Source organism: Burkholderia sp. MR1-5-21, from assembly GCF_053427715.1.
This window is the reverse complement of sequence record NZ_JBSAXD010000022.1, coordinates 74431-90039: the sequence shown is the minus strand read 5'-3', so window position 1 is coordinate 90039 and position 15609 is coordinate 74431. Positions and strand designations below refer to the sequence as shown.

Sequence of the window (15609 nt, the reverse complement as noted above, 5' to 3'; positions counted from 1 at the left end):
CGTAGTTCGTCAGCCTATTCGTATTGCCTTAACTTTGCTTACGGAAGCTTGCGCGAAAGAGCGCGCCGCTTCATGGACGTGCGTCGTTACCGCCCGGATGCTTTCGAGCGCGTTGCATCCAGGCGGCTGCGGCGGGAACGAGATGCTGGCGCCGGGTTATCGGCGGCGCAGGGAACGTCGTCGCGCGGCGCGGACGATCGGGGCGTCGCCGGGTAGCACGGGTCAGTGGGTGTGGCGGCGATCGGGAAACGTCATCGTCGTGACGAAGCCGCCGTCGGGTGCGTTTGAAATCTTCAGCGCCCCGCCGTGATGGCGGACGAGCCTCCGCACGATCGCCAGACCGAGTCCGCAATGCGCATGACCGCCGCGTGCCGTGTCGAGCCGCACGAACGGGCGCAGCACATGGTCGAACTCGGCTTCCGGGACGCCCGGACCGTGATCGCGAACGACGAGACGGTAGCAGCCCTTGAGCGACGACGTCGACACCTCGATCGGCGGCTCGCCATAGGTCATCGCGTTCTCGACGAGATTGGCCATGATGCGATCAATATCGACTGCCGGAAGCGTAAAGCCGGGGCCCGCCCGCAGATCAAGCCTGACGAGCACGTCCGCTTCGTCTTCCCCATGGCTGAAGGCGTCCGTGTAGTTCTGGCGGCAGTGCGCATCGACTCCAACGTCGGCGGACGCATCGCCTCGTTCGCGCGCGAAATCCAGGAACTGGGCGATGATGCGCGACATCGACTCCGTGTCGCGCAGGAACCCCGCGCGGTCCTTCCGGTCGGCGAGCAGGTCCGCACGCACCAGCATGCGGGTAACCGGCGTGCGCAGGTCGTGCGCGATGCTCGCGAGCATGACCGCGCGTTCGTGGTCGGCCTCCGCGAGTTCGCTCACCATGTCGTTGAAATCGCCGATGAGCTCGCGAAGCTCCCGCGGCCCGCGCATCCGCACCTGCCGGAATACCCGATCGATGCGGTACCCCTGGGCCGCATTTGCCAGCGCCCTGATCGGCCGCTGCATGTGCCACGCGAAAACGACGGCAAGCACCACGGCAAACATGAGCATCAGGGCTGACACAATCGCCAGCCGACTCAGCGGCACCATTGCAGACTGGATCACGATCCCGTACATCGCGCCGGAAACGCGAACCCAGATTGTCCCGTTCTCTGCCACGACGACATGACTCCCCGCAGGCAGCAAGTGCCTGAGGCGCGTCTCGACAGGGCCGTTCGTGTCGGTACAGGGCGACGGGCACCCCGTCGCAGACAGCCTGTCCGCATCGACAAAGGAAATTCCCATGGTGCGGGCCACGTCAGACGCCAGGTCAGGGTCACGTTCGCGAACCTTCTGCGCCGCCATCACGAGGTGCGACATATGCAGCGCATCCAGTCCCGCACGGTCACGGTCGACCATCATCATCAACGTCAGGTGGACAAGCAGGAGCAACCCCACCGTCATCAGCACCAGGCGCCCGAACAACGTATCAAGCGGATTCTTCATCGTCCGATTCGTCCGGAACGAACATGTAGCCGATGCCACGCCTCGTCTGCAGGCGACGCGGATTCGACGGGTCGTCCTCGATCAGCCGCCGCAGCCTCCATACGGGTACGTCGATGCCGCGCTCCGTCACGTCCGACGCTGGACCGTAAACCATATCGAGCAGGCGCGGACGTGAAAGCGTTTCCATCGGATGCGAAGCGAACGCCTCGAGCAGTGCATACTCACCGCCGGTGAGTTTGACCGGTTTGCCGTCGCATAGCAGCGTTCGCGTCATGAAATCAAGCTCGAAGCGGCCGAACCGGCATGGCGGACGCCGTTCGAACGCGCCGGGCACCGCAGCTTGCCCGTGCCTGCGAAGGACCGCATTGATGCGGGCAAGCAATTCCTGAGGCAGAAACGGCTTTCCGAGGTAATCGTCCGCGCCGAGTTCGAGCCCGAGCACGCGGTCGATGCCTTCTGCGCGCGCGGTCAGCATGATGACCGGAATGGTATCGCCCGTCGCGCGCAACTGCCTGAGCGCGGTCAGGCCGTCGATTCCCGGCATCATCAGATCGAGCACGACGATCGACGGACGCTCCCGCTCCAGCCTGCGCAGGAGGTTGGTCGCATCGTGGAGAACCGAGAACTCGATGCCGCGCTGGACGAAGAACGTACGCAGCAGGTCGCGCAGATCGGCGTCATCATCGACGAGCAGTACCTGAATGGGATGATCGGACATGGCAAGCGGCGTATTTTCGCGCCTGTGAATTGGGGGGGCAATCCACCGCATCGTACGACGCGGTGCGTTGGAGCGGCTTACTGAATCTTACAAAAACTTCCCGAAGCAGGTCGATGCTCGACGCCGCAAGTCCAGCGACGGCGCCACGCCGTTTCGTACGACGTGGCCGCCGATAGTCCGGGTCGTTCAAGCCGGGACGGGCTTTGGGCGATCCTGCAAACCAATTTCATTTTGCTTTTGTCGTCGCTCGTCGCGCCGGCGACATTCAATACGGTCATCCGCAGTACGATCCGGCACGAATATTTTCTGTTGCCGTTAGAACGACGTGCCGATCTGAAACTGGAATTTCTGATATTTGTCGTCGCTGTGGCGCACGATAGGGAAGCCCAGGCTGATCTTCAGCGGTCCGATCGGCGAAATCCACGACAATCCGGCGCCGTAGGAGTACCGCAGTCCGTTCGCGCCGGTGCTGCTGCCTTCGGTGCCCCATACGTTGCCGCCGTCGACGAACGTGAATACCCGCAGCGTGCGGTCGTACCCCGATCCCGGCAGCGGGACGGTCAGTTCGATGTTACCCACGATCAGCTTCGATCCGCCGATCGAGTCGCCGGTCTTCGTATCGCGCGGGCCGAGTGAACTCGACTCATAGCCGCGCACGGTGCCGATTCCGCCCGCGTAATAGTTCTGGAAGATCGGATAGGGCTTGCCGCCCAGCCCGTTGCCGTAGCCGCCGCGGAAATTGAGGCCGAGCACGAAACCGCGCGCGAACGAGTAGTAATACTGCGCATTCACGTCGGCCTTGTAATACGGCGTCGACGTGGCCGGCGTACCGTATTCGGCGGATGCCTGTGCGTAATAGCCGCGATTCGGCGCGAGCCCGCTGTCGCGTGCATCACGCGACCAGCTCACGGATAGCGGAACGGTATTCGACACACGGCCGAACGTGTTCACGTAGTCGACGTAGCTCTGGGGCGTTGCCGAATCGACGGTCAGGCGATATTGCTCCAGCGCGGCCCCGAAATAGACCATGTCCGTTTCGGAAAACGGGATGCCGAACTTGAGGCTTGCCCCCACCGTGACAATCCTGAAACTCGTGTCGTTCGACGACGTGTAATAGAGTGGCTGGGTTGTCCGGTAAAAGACGCTCGTGATCCGCTGGATGCCGTCGACGGTGAAATATGGATCGGTCTGCGTGACCATCAGCGTCCGGTAGCTCTTCGCCGTGTTGACGTTCACCGAGAGGCTTGTACCCGAGCCGAATACGTTGTCCTGCGTGACGCCGGCCGACAGCACGACCTTGTCCGACGACGAGAAGCCGGCGCCGATCGTGACCGATCCGGTCGGTTTCTCGGCAACCTTGACCTGAAGGTCGACCTGGTCCTTGGCGCCGTCGACGGGAATGGTCGTCACGTCGACGGCGGTGAAGTAGCCGAGCCGATTGATCCGGTCCTTCGACAGCGCGATCCGGCTCGAGTCGAACCATGCGCTTTCGAGCTGACGCATCTCGCGGCGTACGACTTCGTCGCGCGTGCGCGAGTTGCCGACGATATCGACACGTCGCACATACACGCGCTGCCCGGGATTGATTACAAGCGTGAGCCCCACCTTGTGCGCCGCACGGTCGATGTCCGGCTGCGCATTGACCGTCGCAAACGCGTAACCGTATTCGCCGAGCTTGTCGACGATCGCCTTCGTCGTCTGCTGCAGCTTTTCCGCCGAGAAGCGCTGGCCCGGCATGACGGTCACGAGCTTCTGCAACTCGGAGCCGCGGCCGAGCAGGTCGCCCGAGAGCTTGATGCCCGATACGGCATACGGCGCGCCTTCGTGCACGGTAATCGTCAGGTACATGTCCTTCCGGTCGGGCGAGATCGAAACTTGTGTTGATTCGATGCTGAACTCGAGATAGCCGCGGTTCAGGTAGTACGAGCGAACGTTCTCGAGGTCGCCCGTCAGCTTGTCCTTCGAATACAGATCGCTCCGGGTGTACCAGCTCGACCAGGTCGGTGTCGACAACTGCATCTCGTCGAGCAGCGTTTTCGTACTGAACGCATCGTTACCGATGAATTCGATCTGGCGGATCTTCGCGCTCGGCCCCTCGACGACCGAAAACAGGATCGACACGCGATTTTCGTCGAGCGGAGTGACCGTCGCCGACACCTCGGCCGCGTAGTAGCCGCGCGTCAGGTACTGGCGTTTGAGCTCCTGTTCGGCCTTTTGCACCAGCGACTTGTCGTACGCGGCGCCCGACAACAAACCGACCGCCTTCATTGCCTTGCCGAGGTTGTCCTTGTCGAATTCCTTTACGCCCGTGAAATCCACCGTGGAAACGGTGGGTCTTTCGACGACGTCGATGATGAGGACGCCGTCGCTGGAAGAAACCTTGACGTCGCTGAAGAAGCCGGTCGCGTATAGCGTGCGGATCAGTTGCGTGCCGAGATCTTCGGTCAGCGTTTCGCCGACCTTGACGGGCAGGTACGCACTGATCGTGCGCGGCTCGATACGCTTCAACCCGTTGACGCGAATGTCGCGAATCGTGACCGGTTGAGCTGCATGCGCGCAACCGGGCGCGATGCCGCCGGTGAGTAGCAGGCCGAGGGCCGCGAATTTCGCTGATGCTTGCTGGAACATGCGGATAGGTGAACAGGGGGAGGACGGATTGCGTGCGTGCGCTCGTCGTGACACTGCGTGTCCGTCGACGCGACGATTTCGTGAAAATGGGCCATTGATGACAATCAAGCGGCGAAGTGTAGGAGCTGATCGACGCATCGCGATTACAGATCGCTATCCGGACCTATCCTTCGCTTGCCGAATCTCACGGGCGGGTGCGTAAGTCGCAAGACTTGCTCGGGCGTATCGAGGGGCGCGACGCGTGAGAGAAGATTGAAGAAGCTTGTCGAATAGTGGTTTGTCGGGCGAGGGTGGGGCGATACGGGCGAAGAGCGCGCGTGGTGAGACGGGGCTGCATCGCGGCCTGTCGCTAGAGGCAATCGTGTCTGTTTCAAGTCGTCAGCAGATAAATCCGCGGAAACATTTGCGATGGACTGTTGCAACCGAAGTCATTCAGCAATGCGTTCTAATGCGGCTCGCCTGGGATCGCAGAATCCGGGTTCAACATGAAACGGACACCTGCGAGAAGGCGTCCGCTTCTATCGCAAAAAACATTACTTCGGTAAATTGAATGAAAAGATCGCTTCTTGCCACGGCCGCATGTGGAATGTTTGCCGCGTCCGCACACGCGCAGAGTTCGGTGACGCTATACGGATTGATCGACGCGGGTGTGACGTACACCAGCAATCAGGGAGGAAAGAGCAACGTCTCGGCGACGAGCGGTACGCTGAGCGGCAGCCGGTTCGGCCTGACGGGCAGCGAGGCGCTCGGCGGCGGATTGAAGGCGATCTTCACGCTCGAAAGCGGGTTTGACGTGATGAACGGCAAGCTCGGCCAGAACGACCGGGAGTTCGGCCGCCAGGCCTTCGTCGGGTTGTCGAGCGACCGGTTCGGCACGCTCACGCTTGGCCGTCAGTACGACTCCATTGTCGATACGCTCGGCGCGATGGAAATGTCATCCCTGGCGCATCCGTACGATAACGACAACCTTCAGAACTCTTTCCGCATCAGCAACTCGGTCAAGTATCAGAGCGTGAACTATGGCGGCCTGACCTTCAACGGCTTGTACGGTTTTTCGAACTCGTCAGGCAGTTTCGCAAACAATCGCGCGTATAGCTTCGGCGCCTCGTATCACTACGGCGGCCTCAACGTCGGCGCGGGTTACATGCAACTCGGGCGGCCCGGCTCGTCAACCAACATGAGCGGCGCGGTCAGCGACGACGCGACGTTTACGGCGAATGCGCAGCGCACTTGGGGCGTCGGCGCAAACTACGCATTCGGGCAGGCCATCGTCGGCGCGATCTTTACGCAAACCCACCTCGACAACCTGACCGGAATCAGTTCGTCCGCGTCCGGTACGTCGGACGGCCTGTCGCTGTCGGGCAGCAGCGCGCGCTTCAACAACTACGAATTGCAGGCGCGTTATAGCCTGTCGCCCGCGTTCAGCCTGACGGGCGCCTACACGTATACGGATGGCAAAGTCGCCGGCGTGAGTCCGAAGTGGAATCAGTTCGGTCTGACTGCAGATTACGCGCTGTCAAAGCGCACCGACGTTTATCTGAGAGGGGTCTACCAGCACGTGCACGGCGCGGGCGACAGCGGTATCACGGCATCGATTGCCGGCTTGACGGCGTCGAGTTCGAATCACCAGACCGCCGTCACGCTCGGGTTGCGTCACAGCTTCTGATCGCCCCGCGGGCGCGCCATACGACAGCAACGTGTCCGATCGTTCTCGTCGATGCATTTCGTGAATCAGGAAATGCATCGGGTGACGCAACGTGCAGCGGCTCGACATAGCGCGAAATGGTGCGACATGACGAGGTCGGCATGTCGCATGGCGCTTCCAATCTATTTTTCCGATGCATGATATGAGGTCGATCATGAAGAAATATCTGTCCGCCAGGGTACTTGCCGCAGTGCTCGAAGCCTGTTCGTCGCAAGCGGCGTTCGTGTTGCTGCACGAGGTCGGCGGCATCTCGCGAGCCGCAGCCGCAGTGCGGAATGTGCCTATATGGGGCAAGGCACCTGTTGGGGCGCCGGAGGTACAGCATGGCTGATTCCGTCGTGCCGGCAGTACGTGCGATCAAGGCAATGGAGCTGACTGCGGATGGTGAATTCTTGCTGATTCACGGAGAGCACGCCACCGTCGCGCTGCATCGCTCGACGTTCAACGAATTGCTGGTCGCACTGCCTAATGCGATCGAGTGCTCCGCGCGGATCTCGAGCAGCAACGGCGGTGCGCGTTTCGCATTGCATTCGGTCGGATGGGAGATCGGTCGGATCGAAGAATCGCAGAACCTGGTCATCCGCTTCTACGTGCTGGGTGGCGTCGGTATCGGCTTTTCCGTTCCGGGTGAGCAGGTGCCGTTGATTCTGGAGGCGCTCTGCGCGGCAGCCGGCATGTCACCCGTGATGGCGCCGACGCCGGGCCTCACACTCCAGTGAACCGTTGCATTTCCGGCGAGCGCCGAAGCCTTCATGTCGCCGGCTCTGCTTCCGACCAATCCCTCGATCACTCATCTTGAGGAGTCAGGGCTGACGTACGCGCATGACCCGTGGGCCATGCAGTTTCGCGTTCAGCACTGGCAGATGTTCAGCGACGATTCGATGTACGCCAGCATGCCGCAGTTGAACGTGCGGTATGCACGACACAGTCCGGCGGGCTTCGATTTCGGCATGGAGGCCGATGCGACGCGCTTTCGCTCGCCTGTTTCCGACGCCACGCAGGGCAGCCGCTTCGTGTTTGATCCGTATGTCGCGTATTCGATCGACCGGCTCGGCTGGTTCTTCACGCCGAAGCTGAAATGACATTTCACGAGCTACTACCTCACTTCGATCGACTGCGACGCGCCGAGTGGCCAGCCGAAGCGGCTCGACGTCGACGTGCCGACGCTAAGCCTCTACACCGGCCTGCGTTTCGAGCGCAGCGTGAGCCTGTTCGGCCGCGCGTATCTGCAGACGCTCGATCCGCGCCTCTACTACGTCTATACGCCGTATCGCATCCTGCGCGCAGCGCCGCAGGACTAACGCGTGAGCGGTCCGCCCACGTATTTGGCGTATCGCGGCTCTGCTTCATGAGCATGTGTGCCTCGAATACTCCAAAGCTTTCATTGCGTCGCCTTATCCTTTGCCAGACCGGCGCCTTCCATGCTTGCAGTGCGCGGGAAGCGGCCGCGCAGCCACTGCTCGAAATCATCCACATAGGTAAATCCCACCGGAATCACGCTCAGGCTCAGGAGCGTCGAAGCGAGCAGGCCGCCGATCACGACGATGGCCATCGGCTGGCGGAAGCTGGGCTCCGCCCCCAGGCCGAGCGCGTTGGGCAACATGCCGGCCCCCATCGCGATGGTCGTCATCACGATCGGGCGGGCCCGCTTGTGGCAGGCGTCGATGAGCGCGTCCAGCCGGCTCATGCCGCGTTTGCGTCGGGCGATGACCGCATACTCGACCAGCAGGATCGAATTCTTGGTCACGATGCCCATCAGCATCAGCAGGCCGATCAGCGCCGGCATCGAAAAGCTCATGCGGGTGACCAGCAGCGAGAACAGTGCGCCGCCGACCGACAACGGCAGCGCGCACAGGATCGTGGCCGGCTGCAGGAAATCGTGAAACAGGAGCACGAGCACCGCGTACACGCAGAAGATGCCGATCGCCATGGCGAGGCCGAAGCTGTCGAACAGCTCGCCCATGTGCTGCACTTCGCCTTGCTGAACCTGATGGACGCCGGACGGCAGGTGCTTCAGCGCCGGCAATTGCTGCGCTTCGCGGTTGACTTCCCCGAGCGTGCGCCCGTTCAGCTCGACGGACAGCGTAATGTTGCGGTCCCGGTCGAGCCGATCGATCTGCGACGGGCCGCTGCTGATGGAAAGCGTACCCACCGACGCCAGCGTCACGCTGCCATGGGTGCCTGCCACGCGAAGTTGCCCGATGGCATCGAGATCCTGCCGCAACGCCGGATCGATACGCGCGCGCAGCGCAATTTGTCGTTCTGGAAGATTCAGCTTGGGTAGCGACGATGAATAGTCGCCGTAGGTGCCGATGCGAAGGACGTCCGCTGCCGCCTCGGCCGTCAAGCCGAGCGCGGCGGCCCTGGCCGGGTCTGGCCGAAACTGCACTTCCGGGCGTTGCAACGCTGCGCTCGACGTGACGTTGCCGATGCCGCGCAGCGTGCGCAACTGCGTTTCCAGCGCGGCCGCCGCGACTTCCAGCGAAGAGGCGTCGCTACCGGCCAGCGTGATCTGCAGCTTTTCGCCGTTGCCGCCGTTGTTCACCGATAGCTGCACGCCGGGCACGTCGCGCAGCCGCGTGCGAATCGCATCTTCCACCGCCGACTGCTTGAGGCTGCGTTCGTTGCGCGGGACGAGATCGACGATGAGCGTCGAACTGCGCGCATCGGTCAACGTGCTGGCGCTACCGGCCGCGCCGTTGCCGTCGTTGGCTCGCCCGATGGTCGCAAACACGTCCTTGACCTCGGGCAGTCGCCGGATCAGCGCCTCGGCCTGAAGCACGGTCGCGCGACTCGATTCCAGCGTGCTGCCCGGCGCCAGCTCCAGCTTGACCTGGGTCTGCGACTTGTCCTGCGCCGGCATGAAGCCGGTCTTCAACGCGGCGATCATCGCGAAGGAGACCAGCAGGAACGCGCCGACGGCCGCCATCGTACGGCCTCGCCTGCCGAGGCACGCGCGTACCCAGCGCAGATAGCGTGTCATCAGCGGGCTGTCGTGTTCGCCGTGAATGGTCGTCTTCATCAGATAAGCGGCCATCATCGGCGTGAGCAAGCGAGCGACCAGCAGCGACATCACCACGGCGACCGAGGCGGTCACCCCGAACTGCCGAAACATGAGCCCGGGAATGCCGGCCATGAAGGCCGTCGGCAGGAATACCGCCACCAGCGAGAACGTCGTGGCGATCACCGCGAGGCCGATCTCGTCGGCGGCTTCCATCGCGGCCTGGAACGGCGGCTTGCCCATGCGCAGATGGCGCTCGATGTTTTCGATCTCGACGATCGCGTCGTCGACGAGAATGCCGACCACCAGCGAAAGGGCGAGCAGCGTCACAGTGTTCAGCGAATACCCGGCCAGATACATGAAGCCGAACGTCGGGATGATCGACAGCGGCAGCGCCGCCGCCGACACCAGCGTGGCCCGGCCATCGCGCAGGAACCACCAGACCACCAGGATCGCCAGCACCGCACCCTCGATCAGCATGCTCATCGAGCCTTCGTAGTTCTCCTCGACGGAGGCGACGGTATTGCTGGCTTCGACGAGACTCACTTGCGGATGTGCGGCGGCAAACGCGCTGACGGCGCCGCGCAAGTCGTGCAGCACGGTCACGTCCGAATAGCCCTTGGCGCGCGTGATCTGCACGCCGATGACCGGTTGGCCGTTCAGATACGCATACGTGGTGCGGTCCGCGGCGCCGTCCGACACGCGGGCGATCTGGTCGAGACGCACGCGCCGTCCGTCGCCAGTAGCGATGGTCAGCGCGGCCACGTCCTGTGCGGAACCGATGCCGATCAGCGTGCGCGCCGATTGCCGCTGGCTGCCGATATCGCCCTGTCCCCCCGAGCGATCGCGCTGCATCGCCTTGAGCTGGGTCGAGACGGTTTCGGCCGTCAGCCCGAGACCGGACATCAGCGCCGGGTTCAAGTCGATCCGCACTTCGCGGTCGATGCCGCCGATCCGCTCGACCTTGGAGATGCCCTTGACCGCGAGCAGCGCCTTGGACAAATCGTTGTCGACGAACCACGACAGGTCCTGTTCGTCCAGCACCGTGGAGCGCGCCGTGTAGGTGACGAGCGCGGAGGCGGCGGCATCGACTTTCGACACGGTCGGGGCTGCCATTTCCGCGGGAAGGTCGGCGCGCGCGCCGTCGACGGCATTGCGCACTTCGTTCAGCGCAACCTGCGGGTCCTTCTCCAGCTGGAACGAGACGCTGATGTCGACCGCGCCGTCGGTAATCTTCGTCGTGATGTGGTCCAGTTTCGACAGTGAGGTCAGCTTGTCCTCGATCTTGCGCGCCACCTCGTTTTCCAGTTGCGACGGCGCGGCGCCTTCCAGGGCTGCGGAGATGTTGATGGTCGGCAGATCCATGTCCGGAAAATCCTGCACCTGCAGCCGGTGGAAGCCGAGCAGGCCCAGGACGGTCAGCAGGATGAAGCACAGCACGACCGGGACGGGATTGCGGATCGACCAGGAGGAGACGTTCACAGCGCCCCCCGTTGTGCGATGCTGGTTGCCGCGGCGATGCCGCCGAGCCCCTTCTGCTGCGCCACCTTCACGAGCGTGCCGTCCGACAGGAAGCCGCCGCCGCTGGACACGACGCGCATGTCCGCCGTGAGCCCGGACACGATTTCGCAGCGACCGTCGTGGCGGCGTCCGGCCTCTACGGTGCGCCGCGCGACGGACGTGCCGTCGCGATTCAGCACGTACACGTCGGTGCGGCCGTCGCGCTGCACCAGCGCCGATTCGGGCAGTGTCAGTACCTTTGCCGTACCGAGCTGGATCGAGCCGCTGGCGAACATGCCGGGCTGGGCGTCATGTCCGTTCAGTGCAACGTAGACGATCGCGCGACCGGTATTGGTCGACAGCGTCGGCGACACCAGCCGCACCGTGCCGTCGATCACTTTTCCGCCCGGCAACGTCACGCGCGCCGGCTGCTGTGCACGAACGCGCGCGAGCTGCTGCGAGTCGACCTCCGCCTGCCATTCGACTCGCCCCTGGCGAACCAGCCGGAACAGCTCCGTGCCGGCGCTCACCACGTTGCCCAGCAATGCCGAGCGCGACGAAACGATGCCGTCGTCGACCGCGACGATGCGAGTCTGCGACAGCGCGATACGCTTGTTCTGCAACTCGGCTTCGGCCGACGCCAGGGCGGCGCGGTCGACGGTTTCAGTGATGCGGTACTCGTCGAGCTTCTGCGCCGACAGCGCGCCGCTGTCGGCGACGCTCTTCGAACGCTTCACGTCGGCCTCGGCCTGCTGCAGGTTGGCGCGTGCCTGCGCGACGGCGGCCTCCTGCTTGCGCAGCTCCGCCGTTGCCGTGGCATCGGCAAGCCTTGCGAGCAGTTGACCGCGCTTGACCTCACTGCCCACGTCGACCAGCAGTTCGGTGATGCGCAAGCTGCCCGTCTCGGCGCCGATCACCGCTTCCTGCCACGCGGCCGTGTTGCCGTTGGCCTCGATGGTGTCGGGCCATTCGAGGTACTGGGGGGCCACCAGGCTGACTGTCAGTGCGGCAGGCGCCGCCTTCGTCTCGGCCGCGGCGTGGGAATCGGGCGCGAGCCGCCACGCGGCGACTCCGGCGATGATGATGACGGTGGCCAATGCGACCTTGCGGCGACTCAGCTTCACTGTGTGGTTCCTTGCGAGGTGGCGGAGGGTTCGGGGGCGGCATGGGCGGCCGACATCGCGGCATCGATGCCCGTCCAGCCGCCACCCAGGGCCTTGTAGAGCGAGATCCAGCTGCGGACACGGTCGCGCCGCAGTTCGATGTACGTGATCTCGGCGCTCGTCCGGGAGCGGCGCGCTTGTTCCAGTGTCAGCAGCGTGTCGAAACCGGCGTGCCAGTTCGCTTCGATCGCCTGCTCGTAGCGGTCGTACTGCTCGGCGGCGCGGCGCGCATCGTCGCTGCGGCGTGCGGCGCCATCGAGATCGGTCAGCGCCACTTCGACTTCCTTGACCGCCGTGCGGACGGCGCTGCGATAGGCGGCAAGCTGCTCGTCGTAGCTCGCTTGCGCCGAATCCACGGCGGCCTTGCGCTTGCCGGCATCGAACAACGGCACCGACAGGCTCGGGCCGAACGACCAGGTGGACACCGGGGAGACCAGGTTGCTGGCCGACAGCCCGATCGAGCCGGACAGCGACAGGCTCGGGAAACGATCCGCGCGGGCCTTGCCGATGGACGCATAGGTGGAGGCCAGCGCGCGCTCGGACGATGCGAGGTCGGGCCGCTGGCGGACGAGGTCGGCCGGGGCGGACGTCACGCGGAACGCCGCCGGCTTCGGCAGGTCGGGCGCCTCCGGCCGATCGACGATGCGTCGCAATTTCTGCTCGTCGACGCCCGTGAGCGCGACCAGCGACTTGACCAGCTCTTCGCAGGTGACGTTTTGCTGCGTGGCCGTCGCGTTGGCGCTGGCCGCGGCGGCTTGCGCGAGGTAGCCGTCGGACGCCGACGTCATGCCGGCCGCGACCGACGCGCGCGTGGTGCTGTCGGTTTTCGCGTAGGACGCCGCCGACTGCTGGTAGGCGCGGGCAAGCACGCGGCATGCCCGGTACTGCACGTAATCGTCGGCCACCTCGGCGGCCAGCGAAACGCGCGCGTCGTGCCAGTCGTCGATACGGGCTTCCAGTTGCGCTTGTGCGGATTCGCGTTGCGAGCGCACCTTGCCGAACAGATCGATTTCCCAGGAAGCGTCGAGCGAGCCGCTGCGCGTCGTCGTCAGGCTCGTCGCGGTGGCATTGCCCACCGCGATGGCGGATTTTTCCCGCGTGACCGACGCGCTGCCGGTCAGTGCCGGCCACGCGTCCGCGCCGTTGGACACCACCGTCGCGCGCGCATCGTTGATTCGGGCGACCGCTTTCGCGAGCGTCGGGCTGTCGGCCTCGGCCAGGCGGATGAGCTCCACCAGCGCCGGGTCGTCGAAGCGTCCCCACCAGTCGACGAGGTTCTCGACGCTACCGCCATGCGGCAATTCGGCGTGCCAGCCGTTGGCCGTGACCATCCGTGGCGCCTGATAGGGCGGCTGCAATGCGCAGGCGCATGTCAAGAGGCTGCTCGCGATCGCGGCCAGCCACGCCCGGGGGCGCAGGTTTTGCTTGATTCCAGTCAATGCGTGCTCCAAAGCCCATGCTGGGCCAGCAAGCGCCATTGTCCGGAGTGCATGGTCCAGCGCGGTACGGCTAGGTTAAGTTGCGTAAATTTTGCGGCGCGCCTTTGTCGTGCCGTACCGGTTGCGAGATACTCGCGTCATGACGAATCCCGATCGATCCTCGACGACGTCGGTGCTGCTGGTCGACGACGACGCCGAACTGACCGCAATGCTGGTGCAATATCTCGCGAACGAAGGCTTTGCCGCCGAGGTGGCGCACGACGGCGAGACCGGCGCGGCCCGCGCGCTGTCGGGCCGCTTCGCCATCGTGGTGCTCGACGTGATGATGCCGCGCCTGTCGGGCATCGAGGCACTGCGCCGAATTCGCGCTGCGAGCAGCGTGCCGGTGCTGATGCTGACGGCCCGTGGCGACGACATCGACCGCATCTCCGGCCTTAATCTGGGCGCCGACGACTATGTCCCCAAGCCTTGCACGCCCGGCGAACTGGTGGCCCGGCTACGTGCCATCCTGCGCCGTGCGTCCGGCACGGGCGCGGCCAGCGCCGGCAGCGCGATCCACGCAGGCTCGCTCGTGCTGTGGCCTGCCAGCCGGCGCGCCACCTGGCAAGGCGAGCCGCTCGAATTGACCGGAACGGAATTCAGCCTGCTCGAAATCCTGGCGCGTCAGGCCGGACGGCTGGTGAGCAAGGAAGATATCTCGCTGCAGGCTTTCGACCGGCCGCTGGCACGGTTCGACCGGCGCATCGACGTCCATATCAGCAGCATCCGCCAGAAGCTGGGGCAGCGTCCCGACGGGCAACCGTGGATCGTCAGCGTGCGCGGCATGGGTTACCAGCTGCTGGCGGACTGAACCATGCAGTGGCCGCTCGGACGCCTGTTCTGGAGAAGTTTCGTCGTGCTGTGGCTCTGCATGGTGGCAGCATTCGCCTGCGCCGGCTTCTATTTGTATGTAAGCGGACATAACCCGCCTGATGCGCCGCCCTGGGTTCTGCTCGTGCCCGTGGTGTCGGGCGCCACCGTGGGCCTTCCGGTGGCCTTCGGGCTGGCCTGGTATCTGTCGAAGCCGCTGCGCCATCTCAGCATGGCGCTGCGTGACGCGGCACGGTCGCGTTTCGATGTGCGGGTCTCGCCTGCGCTTGGTTCCCGCCGTGATGAGTTTGCTTATCTGGCACGCGAGTTCGACGACATGGCGGCGCGTCTCCAGCAGGCCGCGATGCAGCAGCGCCAGCTTTTTCATGACGTGTCGCACGAGCTGCGGTCGCCGCTGGCGCGTATCCAGGCCGCGATCGGGCTCATGCAGCAAGACCCCCAATCGGCGACCGCAATGACCGAGCGCATCGCGCGCGAAGCCGTGCGGCTCGACCAGCTGATTGAAGAGCTTCTGACCCTGCACAAACTGGAGGCGGGCGCCATGAACCCGGCGCGCGAACGCGTGGATGTCATGGAACTGCTGGCCGACATCGTGCAGGACGCGGCCTTCGAGGCGCAGGCCCGAGAGTGCGCCGTGACGCTGGACGCGCCGGGCAGCTTTGTGGCGGAAGTCGCTGGAGAGCCGCTTTACCGCGCATTCGAGAACGTCGTGCGCAATGCCATCAAGTACACCGCTCCGCATACGACGGTGGAGGTTCGTGCGTGCATGGCGAAATCGTCTCAGGCAACCGATGACGAGGCAGGGTGGCTTGAAATCAGCGTGAGCGACAGGGGACCGGGCGTACCGATGGAATCGTGCGAAGAGATTTTTGAGCCGTTCCGGCGTCTTGAGTCGCACCATTTTGACGCTGCGGTGCGGTTGGCGCCGGGTACCGGCCTGGGGCTGGCTATCGCGCGGCGTGCGCTGGCGCTGCACGGCGGCGATATTCGTGCCGTGCCGCGCGAGGGAGGGGGACTTGTCGTGATCGCACGTTTGCCAAGGGTGGCGACGACGGGCAGGTCAGCACCACGATAATGGAATCGGTGAC

Annotated in this window: 11 protein-coding genes and 1 pseudogene; 6 read left to right on the top strand and 6 right to left on the bottom strand. The window is 64.3% G+C overall.

Annotated features, from left to right (window positions below; genetic code table 11):
- Nucleotides 1–222: 222 nt before the first annotated feature.
- The 3 genes from ACV229_RS26890 to bamA all read right to left on the bottom strand — a co-directional run bounded on the left by ACV229_RS26890 (nucleotide 223) and on the right by bamA (nucleotide 4843).
- On the bottom strand, nucleotides 223–1497 hold the full coding sequence (locus ACV229_RS26890; protein ID WP_448086142.1) for an ATP-binding protein: 1275 nt from the start codon (nucleotides 1495–1497) through the stop codon (nucleotides 223–225).
- On the bottom strand, nucleotides 1481–2215 hold the full coding sequence (locus tag ACV229_RS26885) for a response regulator (protein WP_448086141.1): 735 nt from the start codon (nucleotides 2213–2215) through the stop codon (nucleotides 1481–1483). Before ACV229_RS26885 ends, ACV229_RS26890 begins: the two co-directional genes overlap by 17 nt.
- A gap of 315 nt (nucleotides 2216–2530) precedes the next feature.
- Nucleotides 2531–4843, bottom strand: coding sequence for an outer membrane protein assembly factor BamA (gene bamA / locus ACV229_RS26880; RefSeq protein WP_448086140.1), 2313 nt, complete (start codon nucleotides 4841–4843; stop codon nucleotides 2531–2533).
- 550 nt (nucleotides 4844–5393) lie between these two features.
- On the opposite strand from bamA, the gene ACV229_RS26875 reads away from it, so the two are divergent.
- From ACV229_RS26875 to lptD, 4 genes and pseudogenes are all read left to right on the top strand, one after another.
- Nucleotides 5394–6509, top strand: a complete 1116-nt coding sequence (locus ACV229_RS26875) for a porin (RefSeq protein WP_448086139.1) — start codon at nucleotides 5394–5396, stop codon at nucleotides 6507–6509.
- A 193-nt stretch (nucleotides 6510–6702) separates the two neighbouring features.
- Complete coding sequence (locus ACV229_RS26870; RefSeq protein WP_448086138.1) at nucleotides 6703–6879, top strand: hypothetical protein; 177 nt, start codon at nucleotides 6703–6705, stop codon at nucleotides 6877–6879.
- Nucleotides 6872–7267 carry a hypothetical protein gene (locus tag ACV229_RS26865; RefSeq protein ID WP_448086137.1) on the top strand — a complete coding sequence of 132 codons (396 nt, stop codon included), beginning with the start codon at nucleotides 6872–6874 and terminating at the stop codon, nucleotides 7265–7267. Before ACV229_RS26870 ends, ACV229_RS26865 begins: the two co-directional genes overlap by 8 nt.
- A 33-nt stretch (nucleotides 7268–7300) precedes the next feature.
- Nucleotides 7301–7849, top strand: a pseudogene (gene lptD / locus ACV229_RS26860) (LPS assembly protein LptD).
- A gap of 80 nt (nucleotides 7850–7929) precedes the next feature.
- On the opposite strand, the gene ACV229_RS26855 reads toward lptD, so the two are convergent.
- Genes ACV229_RS26855 through ACV229_RS26845 form a run of 3 tightly spaced genes read right to left on the bottom strand, consistent with a single transcriptional unit; the run spans nucleotide 7930 to nucleotide 13690 of the window.
- Complete coding sequence (locus tag ACV229_RS26855) at nucleotides 7930–11031, bottom strand: efflux RND transporter permease subunit (protein ID WP_448086136.1); 3102 nt, start codon at nucleotides 11029–11031, stop codon at nucleotides 7930–7932.
- The gene (locus ACV229_RS26850) at nucleotides 11028–12173 is read right to left on the bottom strand and encodes an efflux RND transporter periplasmic adaptor subunit (protein WP_448086135.1); all 1146 of its coding nucleotides are present in this window, start codon (nucleotides 12171–12173) and stop codon (nucleotides 11028–11030) included. The genes ACV229_RS26855 and ACV229_RS26850 overlap by 4 nt, the downstream gene beginning before the upstream one ends.
- Nucleotides 12170–13690, bottom strand: coding sequence for an efflux transporter outer membrane subunit (locus ACV229_RS26845; protein ID WP_448086134.1), 1521 nt, complete (start codon nucleotides 13688–13690; stop codon nucleotides 12170–12172). Before ACV229_RS26845 ends, ACV229_RS26850 begins: the two co-directional genes overlap by 4 nt.
- Before the next feature lie 100 nt (nucleotides 13691–13790).
- On the opposite strand from ACV229_RS26845, the gene ACV229_RS26840 reads away from it, so the two are divergent.
- Together ACV229_RS26840 and ACV229_RS26835 are read left to right on the top strand one after the other, a co-directional pair.
- Complete coding sequence (locus tag ACV229_RS26840) at nucleotides 13791–14501, top strand: response regulator (RefSeq protein WP_448086133.1); 711 nt, start codon at nucleotides 13791–13793, stop codon at nucleotides 14499–14501.
- A 3-nt stretch (nucleotides 14502–14504) separates the two neighbouring features.
- The gene (locus ACV229_RS26835; protein ID WP_448086132.1) at nucleotides 14505–15596 is read left to right on the top strand and encodes a HAMP domain-containing sensor histidine kinase; all 1092 of its coding nucleotides are present in this window, start codon (nucleotides 14505–14507) and stop codon (nucleotides 15594–15596) included.
- The last annotated feature ends 13 nt before the right edge of the window (nucleotides 15597–15609 follow it).

Coding starts and splice junctions, on each gene's coding strand:
- bamA (WP_448086140.1), bottom strand. CDS start 4,843: ATGTTCCAGCAAGCATCAGCGAAATTCGCGGCCCTCGGCCTGCTACTC.
- ACV229_RS26835 (WP_448086132.1), top strand. CDS start 14,505: ATGCAGTGGCCGCTCGGACGCCTGTTCTGGAGAAGTTTCGTCGTGCTG.
- ACV229_RS26840 (WP_448086133.1), top strand. CDS start 13,791: ATGACGAATCCCGATCGATCCTCGACGACGTCGGTGCTGCTGGTCGAC.
- ACV229_RS26875 (WP_448086139.1), top strand. CDS start 5,394: ATGAAAAGATCGCTTCTTGCCACGGCCGCATGTGGAATGTTTGCCGCG.
- ACV229_RS26845 (WP_448086134.1), bottom strand. CDS start 13,690: ATGGCGCTTGCTGGCCCAGCATGGGCTTTGGAGCACGCATTGACTGGA.
- ACV229_RS26890 (WP_448086142.1), bottom strand. CDS start 1,497: ATGAAGAATCCGCTTGATACGTTGTTCGGGCGCCTGGTGCTGATGACG.
- ACV229_RS26885 (WP_448086141.1), bottom strand. CDS start 2,215: ATGTCCGATCATCCCATTCAGGTACTGCTCGTCGATGATGACGCCGAT.
- ACV229_RS26870 (WP_448086138.1), top strand. CDS start 6,703: ATGAAGAAATATCTGTCCGCCAGGGTACTTGCCGCAGTGCTCGAAGCC.
- ACV229_RS26865 (WP_448086137.1), top strand. CDS start 6,872: ATGGCTGATTCCGTCGTGCCGGCAGTACGTGCGATCAAGGCAATGGAG.